Annotated in this window: 18 protein-coding genes and 4 pseudogenes; 12 read left to right on the top strand and 10 right to left on the bottom strand. The window is 57.1% G+C overall.

Features of this window, described 5'->3' with window-relative positions:
- Positions 1–16: 16 nt before the first annotated feature.
- The 5 genes from NKH17_RS26720 to NKH17_RS26740 all read right to left on the bottom strand — a co-directional run bounded on the left by NKH17_RS26720 (position 17) and on the right by NKH17_RS26740 (position 3,764).
- Positions 17–817 (bottom strand): ABC transporter permease, encoded by an 801-nt coding sequence (locus NKH17_RS26720; protein WP_352972687.1) that lies wholly within the window; start codon positions 815–817, stop codon positions 17–19.
- Positions 807–1,595 carry an ABC transporter permease gene (locus NKH17_RS26725; protein ID WP_352972689.1) on the bottom strand — a complete coding sequence of 263 codons (789 nt, stop codon included), beginning with the start codon at positions 1,593–1,595 and terminating at the stop codon, positions 807–809. Before NKH17_RS26725 ends, NKH17_RS26720 begins: the two co-directional genes overlap by 11 nt.
- Before the next feature lie 178 nt (positions 1,596–1,773).
- Complete coding sequence (locus tag NKH17_RS26730) at positions 1,774–2,826, bottom strand: ABC transporter substrate-binding protein (protein ID WP_352972691.1); 1,053 nt, start codon at positions 2,824–2,826, stop codon at positions 1,774–1,776.
- Between the two features lie 174 nt (positions 2,827–3,000).
- Positions 3,001–3,321: an NAD(P)-dependent oxidoreductase gene (locus NKH17_RS26735; protein WP_352972693.1), complete on the bottom strand. Its 321-nt coding sequence runs from the start codon at positions 3,319–3,321 to the stop codon at positions 3,001–3,003.
- Positions 3,318–3,764: an NAD(P)-dependent oxidoreductase gene (locus tag NKH17_RS26740; RefSeq protein WP_352972695.1), complete on the bottom strand. Its 447-nt coding sequence runs from the start codon at positions 3,762–3,764 to the stop codon at positions 3,318–3,320. The genes NKH17_RS26735 and NKH17_RS26740 overlap by 4 nt, the downstream gene beginning before the upstream one ends.
- 1,049 nt (positions 3,765–4,813) lie before the next feature.
- Here NKH17_RS26740 and NKH17_RS26745 point away from each other — a divergent pair.
- The 3 genes and pseudogenes from NKH17_RS26745 to NKH17_RS26755 all read left to right on the top strand — a co-directional run.
- Positions 4,814–5,992 (top strand): M24 family metallopeptidase, encoded by a 1,179-nt coding sequence (locus NKH17_RS26745; RefSeq protein WP_352972697.1) that lies wholly within the window; start codon positions 4,814–4,816, stop codon positions 5,990–5,992.
- A 137-nt stretch (positions 5,993–6,129) separates the two neighbouring features.
- Complete coding sequence (locus NKH17_RS26750; protein ID WP_352972700.1) at positions 6,130–6,852, top strand: aspartate/glutamate racemase family protein; 723 nt, start codon at positions 6,130–6,132, stop codon at positions 6,850–6,852.
- 299 nt (positions 6,853–7,151) lie between these two features.
- A pseudogene (locus NKH17_RS26755) lies at positions 7,152–7,652 on the top strand (transposase); the annotation flags it as partial.
- Between the two features lie 246 nt (positions 7,653–7,898).
- On the opposite strand, the gene NKH17_RS26760 reads toward NKH17_RS26755, so the two are convergent.
- Positions 7,899–8,804, bottom strand: a complete 906-nt coding sequence (locus NKH17_RS26760) for a LuxR family transcriptional regulator (RefSeq protein WP_352972702.1) — start codon at positions 8,802–8,804, stop codon at positions 7,899–7,901.
- Between the two features lie 347 nt (positions 8,805–9,151).
- Here NKH17_RS26760 and NKH17_RS26765 point away from each other — a divergent pair.
- Both NKH17_RS26765 and NKH17_RS26770 read left to right on the top strand, forming a co-directional pair.
- Positions 9,152–9,408 (top strand): annotated as a pseudogene (locus tag NKH17_RS26765) (IS66 family transposase); the annotation flags it as partial.
- Positions 9,409–10,045: 637 nt separating this feature from the next.
- The gene (locus NKH17_RS26770; RefSeq protein ID WP_352972704.1) at positions 10,046–10,492 is read left to right on the top strand and encodes an SET domain-containing protein-lysine N-methyltransferase; all 447 of its coding nucleotides are present in this window, start codon (positions 10,046–10,048) and stop codon (positions 10,490–10,492) included.
- A gap of 242 nt (positions 10,493–10,734) precedes the next feature.
- Here NKH17_RS26770 and NKH17_RS26775 read toward each other — a convergent pair whose 3' ends face one another.
- Together NKH17_RS26775 and NKH17_RS26780 are read right to left on the bottom strand one after the other, a co-directional pair.
- A complete protein-coding gene (locus tag NKH17_RS26775) occupies positions 10,735–11,439 on the bottom strand; it encodes a hypothetical protein (RefSeq protein ID WP_352972706.1) in 705 nt (234 codons plus the stop codon).
- A 420-nt stretch (positions 11,440–11,859) separates the two neighbouring features.
- Positions 11,860–13,137: an ATP-grasp domain-containing protein gene (locus NKH17_RS26780; RefSeq protein WP_352972708.1), complete on the bottom strand. Its 1,278-nt coding sequence runs from the start codon at positions 13,135–13,137 to the stop codon at positions 11,860–11,862.
- Between the two features lie 754 nt (positions 13,138–13,891).
- Here NKH17_RS26780 and NKH17_RS26785 point away from each other — a divergent pair.
- Together NKH17_RS26785 and NKH17_RS26790 are read left to right on the top strand one after the other, a co-directional pair.
- A complete protein-coding gene (locus NKH17_RS26785; protein WP_352972710.1) occupies positions 13,892–15,160 on the top strand; it encodes an ATP-grasp domain-containing protein in 1,269 nt (422 codons plus the stop codon).
- 254 nt (positions 15,161–15,414) lie between these two features.
- Positions 15,415–16,590 carry a M24 family metallopeptidase gene (locus NKH17_RS26790; RefSeq protein ID WP_352972712.1) on the top strand — a complete coding sequence of 392 codons (1,176 nt, stop codon included), beginning with the start codon at positions 15,415–15,417 and terminating at the stop codon, positions 16,588–16,590.
- A 17-nt stretch (positions 16,591–16,607) separates the two neighbouring features.
- On the opposite strand, the gene NKH17_RS26795 is transcribed toward NKH17_RS26790, so the two are convergent.
- Complete coding sequence (locus NKH17_RS26795; RefSeq protein WP_352972714.1) at positions 16,608–17,195, bottom strand: hypothetical protein; 588 nt, start codon at positions 17,193–17,195, stop codon at positions 16,608–16,610.
- A 59-nt stretch (positions 17,196–17,254) separates the two neighbouring features.
- Between NKH17_RS26795 and NKH17_RS26800 the strand changes: the two are divergent.
- Positions 17,255–17,847: pseudogene (locus tag NKH17_RS26800) on the top strand (IS21 family transposase); the annotation flags it as partial.
- A gap of 467 nt (positions 17,848–18,314) precedes the next feature.
- Here the strand turns inward: NKH17_RS26800 and NKH17_RS26810 are convergent.
- Positions 18,315–19,538 (bottom strand): IS110 family RNA-guided transposase, encoded by a 1,224-nt coding sequence (locus NKH17_RS26810; protein WP_352972716.1) that lies wholly within the window; start codon positions 19,536–19,538, stop codon positions 18,315–18,317.
- Positions 19,539–19,784: 246 nt separating this feature from the next.
- Between NKH17_RS26810 and NKH17_RS26815 the strand changes: the two are divergent.
- The 4 genes and pseudogenes from NKH17_RS26815 to NKH17_RS26830 all read left to right on the top strand — a co-directional run.
- Positions 19,785–19,938: pseudogene (locus tag NKH17_RS26815) on the top strand (integrase core domain-containing protein); the annotation flags it as partial.
- A 563-nt stretch (positions 19,939–20,501) separates the two neighbouring features.
- Positions 20,502–21,242: a peptidase dimerization domain-containing protein gene (locus tag NKH17_RS26820; RefSeq protein WP_352972718.1), complete on the top strand. Its 741-nt coding sequence runs from the start codon at positions 20,502–20,504 to the stop codon at positions 21,240–21,242.
- 54 nt (positions 21,243–21,296) lie between these two features.
- Entirely contained in the window at positions 21,297–22,403 is a 1,107-nt protein-coding gene (locus tag NKH17_RS26825; protein ID WP_352972721.1) for an ABC transporter substrate-binding protein, read from the top strand.
- A 233-nt stretch (positions 22,404–22,636) separates the two neighbouring features.
- Positions 22,637–23,734, top strand: a complete 1,098-nt coding sequence (locus NKH17_RS26830; protein ID WP_352972723.1) for an ABC transporter ATP-binding protein — start codon at positions 22,637–22,639, stop codon at positions 23,732–23,734.
- Positions 23,735–23,736: the final 2 nt, after the last annotated feature.

Below are 23,736 nucleotides of genomic sequence, written 5' to 3' on the forward strand. Positions count from 1 at the left end.
CTACCCTTTGTTTTTCTTAGGCGAGTCGTTCGGCGCCGATCAAACGCTCAATTGTTAAAATGACTGCCAACGTGACAAAAATCATTATGCTCGACACTGATGCAACAAGCGGGTCGTAGCTGTTATCCACATAGGTGAACAGCTGAACGGGCAATGTTACGTTGCCGCCGTATGTGAGGAATACAGATATCGTCACGTTGCCGAACGAAGTCACGAACGCGAAGATCGCAGCCGACAGCAATCCCGGGAGAATGAGTGGCAGCGTAATCCGGCGGACCACCTGGAGCGGTGTCGCCCGCAAATTCATCGCGGCTTCCTCGAGCACCCGGTTATGTAACGAGAGGCTCGCAAGAATAGTTCTGACAACGTATGGGATTGCGAGAACTAGATGGCCGACGAGAAGCGGCAGCATCGTCTGTGTAATACGCATCCAAGAAAAGAGATACAGGAGGCCGATGCCCAAGACAACTGCGGGAATGATCAACGGCGAGAACGAAAGCGCCTGCAGCAGCCCCTTTCCAGGGAAGGAAAACCGGTTGATGGCAAATGCGGCGGCAAATCCGATCGCCAGCGCAAGGAATGCGACGATGACCGCGACGTAGGTGCTGGTCCAAAGTGCCGTCATGAAAGGTTCGCTTTCAAACGCCCGCTGGTACCATCGCAGGGAGAAGCCGGGGGGAGGGAAATTCATCGTTTCCCCGCGGGTGAATGACGAAATGATCACCAGGACCGCAGGCAGTGCGAGCATTGTATACACGAGTGCACGTATCACAGCTCCGGCCACCTTCATGACGTAATCTGTGAAATCATTGTGCATGGCGACGGCCACCCATAACAAAGCGCGATGCGGCTAGCGCGTTGAAAGCCGCTGTGAAGCCGAGGCCGGCGACGAAGAGGATGAAGGCCATCGCTGCGCCAGAGGGCCAATTGAATTCCGACATGATGCGCTCGTAGATCAGGCTGCCCAGCATGGGGACACGGTTACCACCGATTAAACGAGGCGTTATGAACGCCGAAATCGATAGCACGAATACGAGATTTAATCCGACAAGGATCCCCGGCATCGCGAGCGGAAGGATAACCCGCCGGAACGTAACAAGCCGATTGGCCCGCAAGTTGGACGCGGCCTGTTCCAGAACTGGATCAATCTGCGTGATAACGCTCATGACAGAAAGGATCATGAACGGCAGAAACTGCTGGACAAGTACTAGGATCACTGCCGGCCGCGTGAACAGCATCGTCTGCGGAGTCGACATAATACCAAGACTCAGTAAGAGCGAGTTCAGAAGCCCGTTGCGCCCGAGAACGATGAGCCAACCGAACACGATGACAACCAGGCTAAGCGTCAAGGGCATGATGACGATGATTGTACGCCATCTTCGCGCCAAGGGTGGCAGTCGGGCAAGGGAATATCCCGTCGGAAAGCCGATCACCAAGCAGATCAGGCTCACCACGGAGCCGTCGACAAATGTCTCCCATAAAATGGACGAATAATAGGAGTCCGAGAAGAATCGAAAATAATGTCTCAGTGTAAACCCACCACCTTCAAGAAGGTAGTCGCCGTTGAGGAAGCTGGAGCGAAGTACACCGGTCACAGGGACTATCAAGAATCCGGCTAGTAGCAGGACCATTGGGGCCAGCAAAAGTGTCGCAGGAAGTTTTCGGCTTTGCTTTGAAGGTGAATACACAGCTTTTCCTTGGAAAGTTCTATTAGTAAGTGGGCATGCAGGGCTACTGCGGTCGCGCGAAGTCCTGCATCCAAAGGCAACGACCCTAGCCGCGGAGGATTTTGTTGATGCGCTCGATCCGCGCGCCGCGGTCGGCCATCCACTTCTCCCAGTCGACCTTCTTTTTCAGGGCGACCCGCTCCGGTGAGTTGAATGTCAGGTCTTTCGCGATGTCATCGGGAAGTTTTACGTCAGTCGTCACCCCAAGCCTCAGCGTTCGAGGTAGCCCAAGCATGCCTTCGTCGGAAAGCATTTGGTTCAGGAATGCGAATGCTGCCTCCGGATGCTGCGCATTTTTGACAACATTCATGTAGGACGTTGCCCCGTAGATACCCAGCGGCGAATACACGCTAACGATCGGTTTTCCCTTCGAGCGCAGTTCGTGCCCACGGGCATCTGAAATAACGCCGGCCGTAGCCTCTTCGTTTTCGAACATCTGGACCATCGCAACTGTACTCTGGGCCAAAGCAAGAATGTTTGATTTCGCTTGCTCCAACAAAGTGTACGCAGGCTCCATATTGGAGATCGAACCACCATTCTCCTCTGCTAGCCCCAACAAGTATAGGTTCCACGTGTCGAAAGTCGCAACCGGAAGAGCCAGACGACCCTTGAGATCGGGTCTGGTTATGTCGGTGTATGTAGTTAGTGGTTTTTCGACCAGCTGCGAGTTGTATATGGGTATGTACGTGAAAATGCTGTATGGGACCCCATACTCACCGTACTCATGAAATCCGGGAAGGATGCGTTTGATGTTTGGTACCTCGACTTCCGTTACTTTTTGGATCAGGTCAGCTTTCAGTGCCTCCACCATATACGCGCTGTCGGCCTGGTACACATCGAAAGGAGGGTTCTCTTTATTCGCGACGAGCTTGACCAAGTCGGCAGATTGTGTGCCGGCGGTAATCTCTACTTTTAGCCCCGTCCGCTCCTCAAGCGGCGCAGCTACGCACTTCTGAATCGTTTCGTCGTACAATCCACCCCATCCGCCGAAACGGAGGGTGATACCCGCGAATTTTTTGTCTTGGGCATGGACGTAAGGCGCAGCCAGCGTGCTCATCGTGGTCGCGGTGGCGAGTTTCAGAAATGTGCGTCTTTTCATTTCCCATTCTCCTTATGGTTAGCTGGTACAGCCCCACACGGTGAGCCGCGTCGGGCAATGATGTGTCCCATTGCGCGAACCGCGCACAGAGCGGGCCGAAGCAAGGGGAACTCGAATTGGTGGTCTGGTATGAATTCCAATTTATCGACCAGCGGTCGCGTATGCGCGGGCCTACTAGCCCGGTTCCAGATTTACCTCCCGTGTCAGCTGCTGCCCTGCGGCAAATTCGATAAGGTTCTGGATACCCCGTTCGATAGACCGCTCCAGCAGATCATCCGCGTTACGGGCTTCGCGGGCAGAGCAAATCACTTTCGGGAGCCTCTGAATCTCTAGCCGAGAGCCCCATCCGATTGGAAACGTTCTGCCGAACTCATACCGCCACCAAAAACCCGTGCCGAAACCCCGCAAGTGCCCTGAGGTAAGCGCTTCATAAAGGGGCATTTCCTGAATCGTTGCCGCGCGACCAACGTTGACCAAGAACGCACTCGGCTTCATTGCTGCCAGTTCGGCTTTGCCGAAAAGCCTGTTGTTCTCTGGTATTGGGGTGGCAAGCCAGAACGGCGTGCAGCTCCTAGGCCCGTACAGGGTATCAACGCCTTCCGCTTTTTGCTCCTTGGTCGACCTACTCCCAGGACGTTCATATCGAACTCCTTGGCGTGCTTTGCGACAAGGCCGCCGATGCTGCCGACGCCGATCACCCCAACCATACGTCCTTGAAGCATCGCCCACCGGCTTTCATCCCCGCAGACAGGAACGAAGAACGACCGTCGACTGCACATCTGATACTTGATGATGGCATTCTTCGCGAGGGCGAGCATCAGCATCATGCCCTGTTCGGCTATTGCGATGGCGTTCGCTCCAGCGGTATTGGCAAGCTTCGCCTTGCGTGGGGTGAGCAGCGAAAGTGCACCTATTTGCTTCAAGTCATCAACGCCCACATGCAGCCATCACAGGATCTTCAGGCGTCTGCGTCGCCGCATGAGGCTCAAGATCGGCGTAAGTGGTCTCATAGCGGGACATGTAATCGGCGGGTGCTGACACGACCACTTCGGTTCCCGCCGGCAACGCCATCTTGATATTCTCGACTGTGTGGCATGCCACAAACATAGAACCTTCATCTCACCCGCGATAATAGTTGACCGCCTTTGGGCGGCGCCCAGCTCTCGACTTGCGTCCAGCCGAACCGCATCGTCGAATAGTATTTCATCACCGGGTGCGGTTTCGACTGAAAGACGCCCCGCTGCAGCAGAAAGACTGCGCCGCCAGCATGATTGTTGAAGGATTCCGTTGGGAACCGCGGCATGGGAGTCTTTGCGTCGTCGGGATCGCGCTAACTCTGATCGCCCGTTGCCATCGAATAGTGCTGCCTGCGGGTGGCGATTGGACCTGCGGGGCGTATCCAGGCCCGACGGGTTTCCGCGCTTCGGATGCCACACCTTTTCAGCACCGCACTTCGCTAGAATCGGCTCGTGATTAATCCTGCCACGGATCGGTCAGCTGCTCCGGCTTGCCTGCATCCGGTCGCTGGGCATCGAAGACGCAAGGCATCTGACTCAAACCATTCTCCACACTCACGAAAGTGGACGGAGCCGCTTCCGCGAGGAAACGTTGGACCTTTCCGGGGAATTCACAGATTCAAAAGACGGCCCTCGCCTCGTGCAAGGCTTCCTAGTTCCGCTACATTCCGGTCGGCTTCACCATCGATTCTCACTGTTCGGATCGCCCCCTTTGGGTGTGGTCCTCCAAGCCAGATGGAGAGCTGCAACCTTCAACCTGAAAACTGCTTCTTCGCCGAGAGTTCGCACATTTGCTGCACGCTATCTCCCCCAAATCGAGAAGCGCGGCCCTATCGAGCCTTATATGCAGTTTTTGTGCGAGCAGGCACCTCTATTCTCGGCTTCAGCGGCACCGTCGGGAGGACCAGGACGGCAGGACTGCCGCATGGTGCAGCCGGGCGTCAACACGGGAAGAAGCAGGAGAACCGAAGATGGAAAGAATTCTTCACTTCGAACGGGCGGAATACGCCACGCGACTCGCCGCGGTTAAGGCCGAGATGTCAAAGCGCGGGCTCGATATCCTGCTCATTTCGGAGCCGCCAAATCAAAACTATCTCACCGGCTACGACGCCTACTCATTCTATACCCCGCAAATGGCAATTGTGGCTCTGGACCGCGATGAGCCGATCATGATCACTCGCGGCATGGACGCAACCTCTTCGAAGATCACGACCTATCTTTCTGACGATAGCATCCGGGGATTTTCTGATAGCTACGTGAACTCCACGGAGCGGTCAGCGTACGAGTATGTTGCAAAAATCGTCCAGGAACTCGGCGGAGAGACGGCCGTCATCGGCGTCGAGATGGGCGGCTACTATTATTCCGCACGTGCCCACGCGGACCTGGTCAAGGCGCTCCCGCAGGCCCGGTTCGAAGACGCCGACCTCCTCGTCAACTGGATCCGCCTGGTGAAAAGTCCTGCCGAACTTGTGTTCATGCGCCAGGCTGGCCTCATCGGCGATGCCGTCATCAAGCGCGTCATCGAGACGGCTGAGCCGGGTGTACGGGAGTGCGATCTCGCCGCAGCCGCGTATCATCAAGAAATTTCCGGCACTCCTGAGTTCGGTGGAACCTATAACTCTTCTGTCGTGCATCTTTGCATAGGCGAGCGGGCCCTCGCGCCCCACTCTACGTGGACTGACAAGCCGCTGTCCAACAACACGGTTATCAACTTCGAGGTCCATGGTACACGCCACCGCTATCAGATCAACGTGAGCCGTACCGTCTACCTCGGAAAGCCGTCTACAGACTATGTGAAGCTCGCGGACATCGCCATAGATGCGTTGAATGCCGGACTCGACAGCGTGCGTTCCGGCCAGGCGTGTTCCGAAGTCTTTCGAGCGTTTCACAAGGTGCTGTCGCGGAACGGGATCGAGAAAGACCAGCGGATCGGCTATCCGCTCGGTATCGGATATCCGCCGACAGTCGCCGAGCGTACCGCAAGCATACGCAGGGAAGAGAAGACGGTGCTCCAGCCGGGGATGTGCTTTCACATGATGACAGGCCTTTGGCTCGGTGATCAGTCCGTTACCATCACGCAGCCCTTTGCCGTGACCGAGACTAGGTACGAGCCCTTGACCCGCACGCCACGGACGCTCGTCGTCAAATAAACTGGGCGAACCGGACAATGACGAATTCCGTGATAAAAGAGGCCAGACGAACAGGTATCGCCCTAGAGAGTGGCGGCGAGTGTGGGGCACTTGGGCACTCGACGCGGGGTGTTGATGGATAGCGGGGCCACGCCACAATGACAGATAAGGTATTGGGCATTCTTGAACTGGAGACAAAGCCGGTCGAGCTTCCGGGCTTCATGGCCGGACCAGGTACATTCCCGTTCCCGGTTAAACGCAGGCAGGTTCCGGGGGCATTCACCCGGAATGTCATCGACGGGGACAAGTCCGTGGAAGCCGGTTACGTAGCCGCCGCGCGAGAGTTGGATCGTCAGGGTGTGTCCGCTATCGTTTCCAACTGCGGTTTCACCGGCCTCTATCAGGCGGCGGTGACAGAGGCGGTCTCGATTCCGGTCGCGATGTCGAGCCTGCTGCTGGTGCCTTTCGTAGCGCGGACGCTGAAGCCGGGCTCGAGGATTGGCCTTCTCACTTACGACGCACCCAAGCTGATGGAGAACCACTATGTCTGCGCAGGCTGGTCTTCGACAGATATCAGCTTGGCTGTGGGTGGGATCGAGGGAAGCGAGCTATGGTATGAGTTTGCTAAGTCCGCTCCGAACATCGACGTCTCGATCCTCGTAAGGGACGTGAGGGCTGCGGCTAGGAAGCTCCTCGACGCGAACCCGGATATTGGTGCGTTCGTATTCGAATGCACCGCCTTCCCGGTAGCGGCGGGTGCCGTGCGGAGCGATACTGGCCTTCCTGTTGCTGATGTCATGACGCTCGCCCACATGTTTCTGGGCATGAGTCCGGAACGTTCCGTCAAGCTGAGAAGCAGTTGCCACGGCCCAACCGCGTGACCGGCCTTCGGTACAAGGGCTGTACGTGTCATGCCATTCCCTTTATTGAGACCACGATCGCCTGAGAGAGCAGACGGGCGTACGCTGCTTGTTGTCGTGGACCCCGCGACTACGTTTCCGGCTATGAAATAAAACTCTTGTTAGAAGTGGCAGATGACGAGCCCTCCAGACTGACGAGGATAAGCCAACGGCAATCGTTCAGCACTAGGCTTCTAGTACTACTGAGTTAGAGAGCCGCAGGCTTGCGGTGCGGCGACTCACGTATCGTGAGAGGTTAATTTTAAGTTGCGAGGGCAGAGATGGATCTCCAAAGCGACCGCAGTGGATCGCGCTTTGCGGCCTATGTCGAGGCGCTTGTGGGTGTGATCTGCCACGCCGACCGGGCGGCGCCGGTGCGCGATTCCTACTCCGGCCTGTTGCTGCCGGGCGAAGGCAAGAGCGTGGAGCCAATGGCGGCGGTGACGGCGCCGGCCGGAGTGGCGGCGCAGCACTAGTCGCTGCTGCATTTCATCGGCAACGCGCCGTGGTCGGACCAGGCGTTGCTGGCGAAGGTGCGCGATCTGGCGTTGCCCGTCCATCGAGCGGAGCGGGCCGATCGAGGCGTGTATCATCCATGATACCGGCTTTCCCAAGAAGGGCCGGCATTCAGTGGGCGTGACGCGGCAGTATTGGGGCCAGCTCGGCAGGCAGGACAACTGCAGATCGCGGTGAGGCTATCGATCGCCAATCACGCCGCCTGCCTGGCGGTGGCCTATCGGCTCTATCTGCCGGAAGACTGGTCAGCCGATCCGATCCGACGCAAGAGGCCTCTCAACTTTGCCCGACCCCGAGGCGCCGCCGACCCGACCCGAGCGGCACATCCCGAACTCGATCGCGCCCCTGCGCCGCCGCCTTACGGCCGCCATCGCCAGGAGCCTCGACCGATGTCCATGCTGCAACGCGCCGCGAAAGCCCATGAACATCCACCGACCTTTCTGAGTAGTACTCTAGAGCTGAGGCAGAGCTGCGGGATCGCGATCTGGGATTGCCGTTTTCCGGCAACTTTTTTAGGCTTCGATAATTCCGAGGCTTAACGCTTTTATAGCAGCGACCGTTCTGCTGGTAGTGCTCAGCTTCCGCATCACGTTTTTTAAATGGAAATTCACCGTATTGTCGGTTATCCCTAGTATAATTCCTATTTCCCATGACGATTTACCTCTGGATGTCCACAAAATGCACTCCTTTTCCCGAAGAGAGAGGTTGTGGACTTTCTTTGGCGCGCTCGGACTAACAGACTTCGCAATCCTAAGATGGAAATGCAAGGCGGCTATTTCCAAGTAGGTGATCGTTCTCTCTTGAAAATCGCGGTCCGAGGGCTGAGCAAAACTCATGATCGTAAAGCTGCCAGCGGGGCCGTGTAATGGAACAGTAACGCCTGACCTTAGGCCGAATGTCGCCGCTTCGTCTAATACGCGCCGTTCGTTTTCAGTCGTGCTTGCATCAGTGTACACTTCGCTCCATCGAAAGGCGCCTACCCCCTGTCGACTTTTCTTGATGATCGGGTCTATTCTGTCATAGCCCATTTTCAAGTAGCGCTCCTGCCATTCCTCGGGGTAATTCAACATGACCGCCGAATCCCGTCTGGCCTGCTTCAAAACCTTTTGGTCGGGTGCAAGAGGACCGTAGGCGATCCACGGGCAATCAAAACTCAGGGCAAACGTAGACAACACATCGAACAACTGTTCGGATTGAGCGATACCTTCAGTCATGTCGAGAAATCGGCCTAACTCGACCGCAATCCGCGGGAGTCCCATGGTCTCTCCTTCAGTTGCGTTGTCCCGGTGCCAAATCAGACGGCTGTAAGACACTGTGGCTCCATGCCCCGTCATCGCCAGGCCAGCACATGCGCTGTCAATGCGGATCTGTTCAGAGTTCCTGTCGCCACGAGGGACTTTCAAAAGTCGTGCCAGCATGGCAGCAAAAGATTTTCTTCAGGTTTTCAACCGACTGTTTAGGGTACGCGGCAATCAGGTCGATCAACAATGTGTCGCAGAGTCGACAAACCGTACACTAGGCATCGACTGCTGATATTTCCCCGGATGGGACGGATACGCTTCGTTGTGAAAGCAGCATTTCCCGTGGACCCTAAGACCGCGGCGTGTCGGCCCCGACATGCTCCGCGGTGGAGAACATTATAAATCAAAGTCTTTGCGTGGGGTCCGATTCCAATTTGGGACGCGAAGCTCAGCTCGGGCAGCAATCCCGTGCACGCTCCCGATCCCCTGACATGCCACTGAAGTTGATCCAGCGAGCGTCCGTCAAGGAGCCGTTTCCCGAGCACCTGCCGCGCGTGCGCGTCGTCATCGCGCAACATCAAACTGTACGCCCGGTTCGGCTAGGCTGGCGAAGCTTGGCGAGGACATCACCGAGACGGTGGGAGCGTCCGCGAGATATCAGCCGCCCGCACCCTTCCACTGACGCCCCGCGGCTTTGCCTGGCCGAACCTGCTGGCGGATCCCGTTCGAGAAATTTGCACAGCATCAGCCGCTGAACCGGCAGAGCAAGCGCTATACCCGTCGACCTCAGCCTTTCTACATAATATGTCTTCCGCGGCTAAGCCACCCACGTGAATTCGTAGGTATGACGAGCTTGAGGGACAAACTATATTCGCTAAATCAATTCTTGAGAATGAAAGCGCTGAGTTTTGTCGCGCAGAAGACGCGCATTGCCGATCCCAGCGAAGTGTTGGTCTTAGCGGAGGAGGTGCCCCGTTGTGGGATCGGAGTAAGGCAGTTCCGTTGTGCGATCATGGAGAGTAGGCACTCATCAAGCACCTGTTCTCGGACGATAACCTTTGCAGGATGTGATGCTTCGGCGAAGACGCTGGTGAGGATGTGGTCGGTTGACCGGATGACGGCTTTCAAATGTTTTGATGAGCGGTGTCCGAGCCGGGGGACCGGAGCGGCAAGTATCAGCTGCGCATTTGAGCGGCGCTTTTAAGCGCGCGATGGCGGCGTTGAAGGAAGCGGGCAAAGGAGGAGGTTTGCGGCGAGAACAGGCGAGCCTCGTAGGCGAGCGGGGATCGCCCCCCAGCCGTCGGCTTCTTTGAACTCACCATTACTGGTGGACGACGGTCGGGGCTTAAGGACAGCCGCGTCAGTGGTGAACACAATGCAGGAAAAAACTGGTAAACACAATGTGTAGGAAACACGCCATGCTCAGCAACAAAGAAGAAACATACCATGTGGATAAGGTGTTTGATCGCAGCAACACTGTGTACGTCAAAAACGTTCCCAGGAAAGGCCGCGGTGTATTTGCTAATATTCCCTTCAAGGCTGGAGATGTGATTGAGCGCGCTCCATCATGGGAATTTGACAGCACGACAGCAAAACTGTTGGATCGTACGGGGCTATTTGAGTACTACTTCGTGCGCCACGATCGGAAACTCGAAAAGGATCTTATGACGAGCTACGTTGTTTTTGGTTTTATCTCGATAGTGAATCACTCTTCGAACCCAAATGCAGAAACCGTTTGGATAGATAAAAACTCCGGCGCGTGGGCCAGCCTCGTAGCAACAAGGGACATAAAGGTGGATGAGGAGATAACGCACCGCTATGTGAATATTTCCGAATATCCTAGGGCTATAAATTTCGTTGAATGAAGTGTATCTTTTGCTTCAGCAAGAAGCGTGGCAGGACAGCGGACGGCAAGTTGAATTGGGGCGCGATCCACCAAGGCATCCTTAAGGTTGGCGTTGACGATCTGGCCGTCCTTAAACGCACGATGCGTCGCCCGCTGCGCGCGACCAACACCGTGCGGCACGTCCACCGATGACGGTCCTTGAGCCGGGTGCGTCGGAGCGGCGAGTTGGCCAGCCGTCTCGCCTGTGTGCTACCGGCGGTCTTAAAGTGCAGGGATGCTCCTCGAAGCGCTCGCAAGCATCTTCAGAATGTCCTCCCGGGTCAACCAAACGAGCCAGTCGTCTTCGTATATTCGCTGCTTGGGCAAGCGCAGGATTGCCCCATGAGGCTCTTTGTGCTGATAGCCGTTGCGATCTGCTACGCCTTTTTCGATATTCCAGTCAGCGACCAGCGCGAAAATAAAATCCGGGGACCATTTAGCCCAGGCCAGTCCAAATGCGATCCTACCAAGGAAGGCCAGAAGACCGCGTCCCCGAAAATCCTCCCGCAGCCAGAGGTCGCCGCGATATCCTACAAGCCCCGTAATCCCCCGAGCGGACGGTGCGTAGCAGCTACAGGAAGAACCAGGGCCCGCTTTGAGCTCAGGGTCCGCGAAGAAGGCCCGGAGCGTCCCAAGGTGCTTATCAAGACTTGTATTGGAGAGATCGTACAGCCGCATTGCTTGGACATGCGCCATTCGATCTTCCCGGTCCCGTCCCATGATCCAAAAAGCCTTTCCGGGTAGAAGATCAGAGCAGTCCGGGCGGAAGTTTGGATCGGTCGGTGACTTTCCGGGAAGCTTGCCCGTGATCCTGACATACTCCTCAAAATCGTCTCCCATTGTGATGTGGAGACCGGACTTGCGCGCCAGTTTGTACGCTGCACAGATGAACTTCGAAACGTCCAACGTCGTCACGTTACCCTGCATGCCGATACATCCTCAAATTCTTGCCACTTACGCTGCCTGAGCCTCGTGCTGACAGGGAACACCTGCCTGTCAAGCGGGGTCACTCGCATTGCGCCTCAGCGCGCCCGTTGTCGAACATTCGCCGTACAGGTAGACAGAGCCGGTTACAAACGCGTCCTTGTCGCCATTTCTTGTGGATTCGCGCTCGCGATGTCTGATCACAGTGGCTCTGTCCATTGGCGCCCGCTATAGCAGCGGTTGCGTGATCGTAGCGGGTGCTAAACTTTCGAAAACACTCGCACCAGCCCTCCTGCTTGACTGCCATTTGCCGTCAGTCCTTTCGGATTGTACGGTCGCACTTGCAATCCGTCGCGCTTCCGAGACGGATCAGGCTGGACAACCGCATGCCGGACGATTTGAACGATCGGCGACCGTCACCTCTTACCTACCGCCACCTCCGCTGGCGGGGGAGGTGAGGGACGGTGATTGCTCCTGTTCGCCGTCGGACGAAATTGGTGTGATCGACCAACTAATTAGATTCACGGCGCGCTGAAGTATCTTCTCGGTCTGAGCACGGCTGGGAGAAGCGACCATCACATGTCCGAGACAGTCCCGGTAGTCGCCCGTCCTGACGATTGGCGTCTTGGGTTCAATATACAATTTGACCTCGGCGACACCTGGCACAGCAGCCGCCCTGGCATCGCCATCAATCCAATCGAGGAAGCCATCGCGATCAGGTATTAGTTTCCGCGCGGCTGCGATGTGCGAATGCCTTCTGCGCAAATCCCATTCGTCGCCTATGACAAGCTTGATGTGCTCGGTGATGAGATCGACACCATAAGCCAACTGAACCAGTTGAGGAACGGTCCCACCCGCAAGACGCGGATTGACTTCAATGACGACGGGGCCACGTTTCGTCCATTTAAATTCAATATTCGTCGGTCCCCAGTCAAGGTCGAGAGCTCGCAAACAGCTCAGCGAAGCATCAACAATACGCCTATGCTCGTCACCTGTCAGCAACGCCGGATACGTGCACTCGCGAGCGACGAAATGCGGTGGGCGGCCCCAGGCAATGGCCGCAGTCCCAATGACCTCACTTCCCATTACCTCAGCGCTATAGTGGGGCCCTTCTGCGAATTCTTCGACCAGTATCCTCGGCGAAGACCGCCATATGTACTTCCCGCCGAACAGATATGTCGTATGTTCGGCTAGCTCGTCGACGTTGCGACACAATCGGACACCGCTGCTGCCGCTGCCTATGGCCGGCTTAACAATCACCGGCAGGCCGATTTCCGCGGCAGAGATTTCTACCTCCGACGCATTTGCTGCCAGTCGATAAGCAGGTATTGGAACGCCGGCCCCAGCAAGGAGCTGACGTTGAGTGAATTTGTCACAGCATTGTTCAATCGATTCAGGGTTCGGCCCCGGTCGATCGAAATGCTGGCAGAGCTTGCCAACTGTCGCATAGACCTCCTCTTCAGCGGCCGTAATCCCGGCAATCTCATGGGTCGCACGCAGCCGCGAACATTCGTGGATCAGCGCATCAAGGTTGTCTGTATCGACACGGATCGCTTCAATGCTCACCGGCGCATGATAGTCGTAGCGAGCTGGATCAGCCGACAGAGTAATTGGATGCAGGCCAAGACGTTGGGCCGCTTTGGCGTAAAGCGGGCCATTGCTCCTTGTGCCTTCAATTAAGATAAGTGCTCTTCTTGCCATTGGCGGCAACCTCCTTCGCGATCTGTGCAGTGGTCCGAGCATACAACGGCATCAGCTTATCTTCCGTGCCTGACTCATACTTTCCGGGGTGAACGTACCATTTGCCAGTGATCTGCGTCGCAAAGGTTTTGTAAATTTAACTGAAGGATTTGTTTCGCAAGCTCGAAGCCCATACATCTGGCGCGGCATGAGATGGGCGAGAGATGATGACACCGAAGGAGCGAGGAGCTTGCGGTGTCAATTTCTATGTCTGCGCCTATGTCTGATGAAAGAAGTCTCTATGTTCTTGAGGCGGTTCCGGCTGGAGGCAAGCCCGCAGCGTCCGCGGCGGCCCTGGTCGGCGCAAGCGAAGGCACGACTGATCGAGGCGGCGTGAAGGTGTCGGCAATCGCGAGAGGCTGGAGTGGCGACCTCGCAGCTGTTCGGCTGGGCGCTGGTGCAGGCGTCATCTAACCTGCCCGCTTTCATTTGTCCGTTTTCGCCGGGGTTCTCGCCGGCAACTTCATTCGTCGCCGAATCATGTTCGCCGCCGCTGCCTTATGGCTGTAGCATCTGCAATGCTAACATCTTTTGTGGCGATGCGACAACACCAGTAAACCAACACGTGGGAACAGATCTTTCGACTAAGTTTACGCAATCTTAACAACCGCAGATCGTTCACAATGGTACGTTCACCCAAAGTCGGAGATCACGCACGGCTAACAAAAGCTGAAGCCGATTTTCGCTCGGCACAGACGCAACGTCGGAGACAGTGATGGTAAGAAGAGCGCTAATCCTGATTGAAGGTCATAGGGGTATTGGTCTGCTATACGTCCAAGCGGCTCAGCGTCTTGGTCTTCACCCAGTCACTCTGTCGGCCGATCCAGCTCGCTACGGCTATCTTGCGGCGGAACAAATTGAGGCAATCCGGGTCGATACAGACAATCTCGATGCGCTGATCCGCGAATGTTCGCGACTACGCGCGACGTACGACATTGCTGGCATTACTGGCTTTGCTGGGGACGACGAATCGGTCTATGCGACAGTCGGGAAGCTTTGCCAGCATTTCGATCTACCGGGACCGAACCCCGCATCGATTGAACAATGCTGTGACAAATTCACGCAACGTCAGCTCCTTGCTGGGGCCGGTGTTCCAATACCTGCTTATCGACTGGCAGCAAATGCGTCGGAGGTAGAAATCTCTGCCGCGGAAATCGGCCTGCCGGTGATTGTTAAGCCGGCCATAGGCAGCGGCAGCATCGGTGTCCGATTGTGCCGCAACATCGAAGAGGTAGCTGAACATACGACCTACCTGTTGGGCGGGAAGCACATATGTCGGTCCTCGCCGAGGATACTGGTCGAAGAATTCGCACAAGGCTCCCATTATTACGCTAAGATAATGGGAAATGAGGTATTGGCGATTGGCGCAGCTAGCTTCGGCCCCCCACCGCATTTCGTCTATCGGGAGTTCGCCTTTCCGGCCCCGCTCACTTATCACGAGCATGAACGTATCGTGGATCTTTCGCTAGGCTGTTTACGAGCTCTCGACCTTGGCTGGGGGCCAACCGGCATTGAATTCCGGTGGACGAACCGTGGCCCAGTGGTCATTGAAGTCAATCCGCGTGCTGGTGGCTCACCCGATCCTCAACTCGTCCAGCTGGCTTATGGTGTCGATCTCATTACCGAGCACATCAAGCTTGTCATAGGCGAGGAATGGGATTTGCGCAGAAGCCGTTCGCATGCTGCGGCCGCACGGATCCTGCTTCCTGATAGCGATGGCACCCTCGATTGGATTGATGGCGATGCCAGGGCGGCTGCTGTGCCGGGTGTCGCCGAGGTCAAATTGTATATTGAACCCAAGACGCCGATCATCAGGAAAGGCGATTACCGAGATTGGATCGGACATGTCATCGCCGCTTCATCAAGCCTTGCTCAGACCAAGGCCATACTTCAGCACGCTGTCGACTTAATCGGTTGGTCGATTACACCAGTTCCGACCACGGGTGAACGGAAAGGTTCTGTCACGAACTCAGACAGAGACTGAAGCGTGGGGCCGTTGCGCTTTTTTTCCAGTAGTTGGGCAGGTCGATCAAGCACATCAGTGAATTGCCGCTGTACTGGCCGTTCATCTCGCCGCCAGATGACGACGATATGAAAACTGCATTTGACGCAAGCGGCCAGGACGGTTGAATGTCTGCCTGAACCAAACCCGGAACCTTAAACGACAGCTTCGAACATCGTTCCGATGCGTACTGTTCCGCTACAGAACCGCAACATGGCAAATCATTGAGGTGAGATATGGCGACGATATCCTCAGCTATTCCTCTGACGGGTGTCCCGTTCCCGAGATCTGAGTACGAGCACAGGCAGCTCAACGTGCTGGAGGCGGTGGCGAGCGCGGGGCTAGACGCACTTGTGGTGAGTGCCCATGGCCATCTTCGGTATCTCAGCGGATACGATGGCAGTGGCGGGTACTTCGCGCCGTTCCCTTTGATCATGGTGCCCGATCGGCCGCCAACATTTGTTGTGCGGCAGTATGACGAGAAAGCGGTCCGTGCGTATAGTTGCATCGATGAGATAGTTACCTACACCCACCAGCAAGATTTTGGGAAAGTTTGTGCCGACGTCCTTCGCCGGTATGGACTGGACGGCAAGAGGGTCGGTTTTGAGCTTGGCTGCTGGAACCTCGCGATGGCAGATGTCAATGCGCTTCAGGCGCAGCTTCCCGGTTTGAAGATCGCTGATGCGACTCGGCTAGTGTCGTCCGTGGCGGCGGTGAAGGGCGAGCTAGAACTGGAGTGCATGCGCGACGCGATGCGCATGACTGACTTGGCAGTGCGAACGTTCCATCAATCGCTGCGAGTAGGTGTTACCGAGTTGGAGATGGCGGGAACCATAGCAGAAGCGATCAAGGCAGATGTCAGCAATATGGGCGGTGAGATTGGGATGTCTCCCCCCACCATTCTGTTCGGGGAACGGACGAAGTTGCCGCATGGCCCCCCATCTCGACATCCGATTAGGCATAACGAGCCGGCTTTTCTGGAAATCGGCGCTTCAAAACACGGGTACACCGTAGGGATGGTCCGGTGCGCTGTGCTTGGGCGACATCCTGAGGCTGAGTCTCTACACGTCTTGGCCGAGGAGGTCATTGACGCCCTCGTTGCCGCAGTTAAGCCGGGTACCTCCGCGGCGGCAGTCGACGCTGCCGGCCGTGAGGTGCTGAAGCGATCTGGGCGCAAGGGAGTCTTTCGCCAACGAACCGGATACCAGACCGGAATTAATTGGACTGAACGCGGTGACCTGAGCTTGGAGCCGGGCGCGGAGGATATCCTGAAGACCGGCATGACCTTGCACATGCCTAATATATTGTGCAGCGAAAACGGGTACTTATTCGGGGTTGGCGCTCACGTCCTGGTGACAGAGCGTGGTGCGGAAATATTGAGCCACACACCCCCCACGCTCTATCGCGCATGATGCCTAAGCAAGTCGAATCAGGGCGAAGGATGGATTGAATGGGCGGCCTGGGTGCGGCTGGGAGGGTCTCCGGGACTGTTCTTCGAGTATGGCTTGAGGATGCGGCGCGGCAAGAGCGCGTATAGTCTCACACGAATGCTCCCGACCGACATTATCCGTTGCCTCATCGTGATGTTCCCCACGACTAGGATCCGGATCAATTCGTCATCGGCTCGATTGCCGGCTCGAACTGCATCGCGCCGAACACCATTGCGTGCGCCTTTTCCTTTCGTCAGATCTTCAAGCGGCGAGCGGCGCTGTAGCGTCGGACACTCCGCCTGCAGGCGCTCCAGCAATTCGTGGCTCCGCCAGGGCTGTTGGTCAAACCACGCTTGCAGTTCGTTGGTGACGAGCGTTAGGAATCCGGTCGCCCTGTTTTCCCTTCGGCTTGACTTGCGGATTGAGCGGATTCGCAGCGGGCGATAATAGCGCTTACGCACGCGGGCGCCGTCCCGCTCCTTTGCGGCCAGCTTGAAGGAGGGCTGGAAGAAGTTCACGCGTCGCATAGAGCTGCGCCAGGGCTGCGGCGGCTTCCAGCCCCTCCAGCCGACGATGCGGCGCACCACGGCACGGCGGCGTTCCCTTCGCGTTGTGTGATCACGGGTCGAGGTCTGATGTTTTCCGATTGGACGAATCACTTTGTGCGGGCCGCGACGTAGCCGATCACCAGCATGAGGCTTTTCATTAAGTTCCGGCAGGTCAATACGACGGCCGTCGCGGCGGCCAAGGGGCGTCGATCAGCGGCCACGGCCTATCGCACCGATAACGATTCGAGAGTGCCCTCGCAAGGAAGGTTCCGCGGCAACGGCGCCGCCCCGATCCGCTCGCCGACATTTTTGACGCCGAGATCGTGCCGCTGATGCCGGCCGCGCCGGGAATCCGGCCGGTCGCAATCTTCGAGGAGATGCTGCGGCGTTCTTCCCGAGCTGGGCAACGCCATTCGCCGCACTTACGAGCGTCGCATCGATCCTGGCGCGCTGTCCATGGCGAGGAACAGGAAGTCATCTTCCGGGAAGTGCACGAACCCGGCCGCCTCGGCCTGTCGGATTTCACCGATATGGGCAGTGCTGGCCTCACCATCGCCGGACAGCAGCTCGATCACCGGTCGACCATTTCCGGCTCGCCTATTCCGGCTTTGAACGTGCCCATGTCGTGCTCGGCGGCGTGAGCTTCGTTGCGCTCGCTGAAGGCCTGCAGAACGCACTCTGGTTGCTCGGCCGGTCATAGTTCCGGTCGCCTCGAAGGCGCAGACCACAGGGCGGCCGTACGCCTGCAGCACTTCGATCATGTGGTCGTGCTCAGTACGGGTGCTGAGGACTAAAAGCCGACGCCGGCGCTTGTGGCTGATGCTTCGATCAGAACTTCATTGCGCCCCTTGGCAACGTCGATCGCTACCAGCACCGCGGCGGGTGTAGAATCTGAAGTGGTCATGTCGGTCTCTCCGGAATGGGTTGTGAACATTCACATTCTAAAGAAACTTTGACTGGCCATGGCCGCCTCGACCGGTGCGCCTGCAGCGAAAAGCTGCGCGCACCGCTGTCTCGGCTGCCGCCACTCCTTCATTCCTTTAGGTGCTATGAGACCGATCTGACCTCGAATGCCATCCTCGTGGCAGGAGGATCGATGGCACTACAGCGCGCCGGGCAAGCCGATGCAAACGGATGTTGTAGAATAGCCCGTTCTTCTCATTCGGCGGCTTTTTCCACAGCCTTCTGCCTTTCCGGCCTCGTTTGCCATCGGGAATTCGCTGCTGCATAGCCAGCTTCCGCCTTCTCGACGCAGGATCGTTCTTCGGCGCGCTTGGCCGGGATGTTGTAGTCGAAGGCGGTGCCGCGTCTGGCATGGCTGGTCGGAAGGCCGGCACGCAGCTCGACCGATCTGAACTTGCGGGCGAGCAAGGCCGGCCGGGCCCAGATGTAGTCGGTATCCTTGCTCAGCATGTGCCAGATGATCATTGCAAGCTTGCGCGCAGTGGCGACGGCCGCGATGTGCTTCCCGCGGCGCGAGGCGATCCGCTTGTGGAAGGCGCGAAGAGGTCCTGGCGATCGCACAGCCGCCCATGCCGCCTCGACCAGCATCCCCCGCGCATGGCCGCGGCCCTGCTTCGTGATGCGCCCGTGATAGGCTGGCCCCTCACCGGACTGCCGCACGCTGGGATTCAGGCCAAGATAGGCAACGAGCTTCTGTGGATCGCTGAAGCGCCGTATGTCGCCGATTGCCGCGGCAACGCTCGCAGCCACGGTGACGTCGAGGCCGGGCAACGTCATCAGGCGGCGGATTGTCGGATCCTGAAGGGCATGTACGGCGATATCCGCCTCGACCACCGTCAACGCCTCGTTGATCTGGTTAATCAAGCCGAGGTGGCGCTCGATGGCGGCGCGCTCATCCGCAGGCAATATTTGCCTCGTCAGCCATTTGCGCTCGCTGATCCCGACGAGGTTCCCATGCGGACACGGCGGGATCAGGTGGGCGTGGAGGATTGACTGGATCAGGTTCTTCAGCCGCGAACGCTGGCGAACCAGCTGTGTCCGCCTGGTGACCTGTCTTCGGGGGGCAAGGGTCCCCGGATCCGGAACCCAGACCTCCGGCAGAAAGCCCGAGGCGTAGAGCTTCGCAAGGACAGTGGCGTCGATCGTGTCAGTCTTCACCTTCGCGTGCGCGATCATGTGCACCTGCTTGGGATTGGCGATCACGATCCGATCGACGTAGGGCGACAGCACTTCAGCGACGGCAGCAGCATTGCCCGTGGCCTCGATCACCACATGATCATCGTGGGTGAGTTCCTTCCTGGCGAACTCCTCGAGCTTGTTGCGCAGCATTTGAACGCGGCCGAGCTTGACGATCTTGCCATCAAGCAACGACACGACCTCGGCGGCTACGCGGTGTATGTCCATGCCGATAATACGCACGGTTCCCTCCATCGTTGGTCACGAACAGGGAGCGAGCGGGCAACACGACAAATACGGATCCGCGCTCGCAGCGCATCCGGGCGAGTCGTAGGGGCGGCCAGATAATGTGCTCGAACTCGCAGTTCATCTGCATACGACGGCCTGCCCGCACTTGCGTGCTCCCGGTGCCCCGTGGCCCGGATGCGCCAACCTTAACGAACCTGACGTACCGAGCAAAACGATGCCACCAAGAACATCATGCCGGATAATGGCTTCGTGGAAAGCTTCAATGGTCGGCTACGCGATGAGTGCCTCAACGAACCGCCCTCCACCAGCTATCGGCTCGCCCGCAATGCATCGAAGAATCGACTACAACGTGAATCGCCCACACACGAGCCTCGATGGGCTCACCCCCGCTTGAATGTGCAATCCGATCCGTCAAGGATCACAACGTGAACAGGGCTAACATTCAAACTTACAAATCTGCTGTGTTCCATATGCCCGTCTCCTGTGCATGAGGCTCTGCGCCGGCCAGCCGGCTTAACCCTCGTAACCGTTGCATAACGGATGACGGCCACCCTAGGCCCGGCAATCATAGGGACTAGAATGGCGCGTATTTTGAGAGCCGTAGCGCAGATTTTGAGCGCATAGAAGACGTCCTTGCTGGTGCGGAGTCGGGATCACTCGCGAACGGCCGATCAAGCGGCGCGTCTTTTCGACCGCGGATGACACCGCTCTCGCAAACGATGCCCCGTCGTCCAAAAGTACCCGCATTGTACCGCGCAGTTAACCAGGGATTCGGTAACAATCGGGTTGGAGCAGCTACTTCGCCAGCTTATCCTCCATCTCACTTCTAGATGACGATAATACACAAACTGAATTTGACGAAAACAGACGGGCGATCGATCATCGCTAACCAAGGGAACGCACAGATGCAATTTAGGGAAATTCAGGGCGAGGCAGCCACATGGCGCCGAGACCTCCATGAAAATCCAGAGCTCGATTATCGGGCTGGCCCGTTTCGGCATCGCCCAGGTCAATGGCATGTACAATCAGCCAGGCCTTGACGTCGGCAGGTTCGGGATTTGTGGCGGCCGTATCTCTGCCGCGGTCTACGAGTTTGACATCCTCGTGAAGGGCAGGGGCGGCCATGCGGCCAACCCGCATCGGACTATTGACCCCATTGTCATAGCAGCACATGTCATCGTCGGCCTGCAAACCTTGGTCTCGCGCAACACCGACGCGCCCGAGTCCCTCGTCATCTCCGTCACCAAATTAAACGCCGGCCAGGCCTACAGCATCATCCCAGAACACGCTGAGATCGCCGGCACTGCAAGGACGCTCACGCCCGCCCTGCGAGACTTCGCAGAACGACAGATTGAGGCATGCGCGCAGGGTATTGCGCCCGGATTCGGTGCCGAAGTCGAATTTAGGCACCCGCGCCTCGATCCCCTCATGATCAATCACACGGACGGGAGCAATCGGGCGGTTGGGCACGAGGTCTGGTCAGGCTTGCATCCAACGACAAATTTAAGCCGAGCATGGGATTGGAGGATTTCGCGCACATACTTGAGGCGCGCCCGGGCGCCTACGTTTTACTTGGCAATGGCCCGACCGCTGCCCTGCACAATCCAGAATGCGTCGTTAATGACGAAGCCCTGCCTTATGGCATCGGCTAGTTGCGTCAACTTGCAGAAACGGCGCTGGCTGTCTGAAAGCATTTAGACAATGCAAACATCTTGGCCGGTCGCGGTCAAGACAACAAAAAAGGGGATACCTATGAACTATAGGATAAACCGCAGACGTTTCATGCAGGCGACCTCATCCGCTATCGCGGTCGGCGCGCTGTCCTCGGTCGCGAACCGGGCCTCGGCACAATCGTTGAGCGAAATAACTGTGGCGTTGGGCGGCGGCGATTGGGGCAAAGCAAACATCCAAGCCTACGCCAAGCCATTCGAAACTGAAACGGGCATCAAGGTCACGCCGATCACCGACGATATAGACATGGGTAAGATTGAGTTGATGGTGAAATCAGGCAACGTCACGCTGGATGTTGCCACCCTATCGCAGGCGTCCGCCCTTACAGCGGGTCGAAAGGAGGTTCTTGAGGAGATCGATTATTCGATCTACAAAAAGGAAGAGTTGGACGCTATTTACGACTTCGCCAAGCAGAAGTTCGGCGTCGCCGCGCTCATTTATTCCTACAACATGGTATACAATACTGAAGCTTTTCCTGTTGGTAAGCCGCGGCCCACAACCTGGGCGGAATTCTGGGACGTCGAGAAATTTCCTGGTGTTCGAACGCTGGTGTCCGGGCAGTACGGTTCGGAAGGGCCTTGGGAGGAAGCTCTCTTGGCGGATGGCGTACCTGCCGATCAACTCTACCCAATGGATATCGATCGCATTTTCGCAAGTCTGGACAAAATCAAGCCGCACATCCGCAAATGGTGGGGGAGCGGCTCCGAAATCCAACAAATGTTGCATGACAAGGCCGTTGACATCGCGCAATCCTATGACGGGCGAGCGCTCCTTCTGGTCGATCAGGGAGCACCAACTGAGATCAATCGGAATCAGGCAAAGCTACAATGGGACTGCTGGGTAATTCCTAAAGACAGTCCGAACGCTCAGGCCGCTCAGAAGTTCATCGAATTCGCAACTCGTGCTGACCGCCAAGCAGCCTTCTCGCAGCTATTTCCGGAAGGTCCAAGCAACCGTAACGCATTCAAACTGATCCCAGATCAGGTGGCCCGGAAACTTCCTACTCATCCGGACTACATGAGCAGCAGCGTTTCGATGAACGGTCAGTGGTATTCTGATGTTGGCCCGGACGGTCTGTCAAACATTGAACGACTCATTCAGCGCTGGAATGAATGGGTTCTGCAATAGACTTAAGGTCCGACTGGGTCATGACGGCAAGCCGGGCGGTGCTATTGTTCGACTGCCGTCCGCGGATTCTGCGCATCAAAGTTTATAGTTTACAACTTAGGATTGTAAAATACGATAGCCGATTTTGGCCAAGCACCTGGGAGAGCTTGGTCCTCTGGTGTAGCGAGTTCGGGGGTGGCCGCTGCAGGTCGAAGCGATGTCTAACAGCGGTGGTATAGTGCTGAGGAGCAATAATGAACATGCATGCGAAAACTGCCGATCTAGTCCCAAAGGATGGCGTGTTGGAGTTAAGCCCAGTTCAGCCGCAAATCGAATTCCGCAACGTCACCAAGATGTATGGGAAGGTCGCCGCTGTCAGAGATCTGTCGCTGACAGTCCGTCGCGGCGAGTTCCTGACCATACTCGGTCCGAGCGGTTCGGGAAAAACTACAACACTGATGCTGCTCGCTGGCTTTGAGGCACCGAGTGAGGGAGATATTATGATCGCGGGTCACTCGGTCGCCGCAGTACCGTCCTATCGACGCGACCAAGGTATCGTATTCCAGAATTACGCGCTGTTTCCGCATCTCACAGTAACAGGGAACCTAGAGTTCCCGCTCGAGATGCGCGGCGTGAGCGCCGCCGAGAGGGCTACCCGGGTCAGCCGCATGTTGGCGCGCGTGCACCTAAATGATCTTGGCCTGCGCATGCCGTCCCACTTGAGTGGCGGTCAGCAGCAACGCGTAGCACTTGCACGCGCTCTTATAGCCGATCCGCCCTTCCTCTTACTTGATGAACCGCTCGGCGCCCTGGATCGCAATCTCCGCGAGCAGATGCAGATCGAGATGAAGAGCTTACACAAAGAGTTCGGCATCACGACCGTCTGCGTTACGCACGACCAGGAAGAGGCGCTTACCTTGTCAGACCGTATCGTTGTCATGCGAGCTGGGAAAATCGAGCAGATCGACAGCCCCGAGGCGCTCTACGATCAGCCGGCAACGTCCTTCGTCGCAAAATTTGTGGGCGAGGCGAATATTCTCGAAAACTCCGGTTTCGGCGTCGAATCCGATACAGAGCAGCCGGCCGGCACAATGGCTATGATCCGGCCGGAGCGTATCCGCATCGTTGCACCTGAGGCACTGACGCCCGCCGATGCAGACCGTCGCCAGTCCGTTCCCGGCACAGTGGACGATATGATTTATGCCGGCCCCTTGAGGAAATACCATGTGCGGGTCGGCGGCAATGTCTTCGTCATCCGTGAGCACGTTGCCGCCGGGCAGCCAATCTTTCGTCCTAGCGACGAGGTACGGCTCGACTGGTTACGATCCGACGTTCGCTTCGTCGCAGCGTAGCC

It is taken from the genome of Mesorhizobium sp. M1334, assembly GCF_040317995.1.
Lineage (GTDB): Bacteria > Pseudomonadota > Alphaproteobacteria > Rhizobiales > Rhizobiaceae > Mesorhizobium.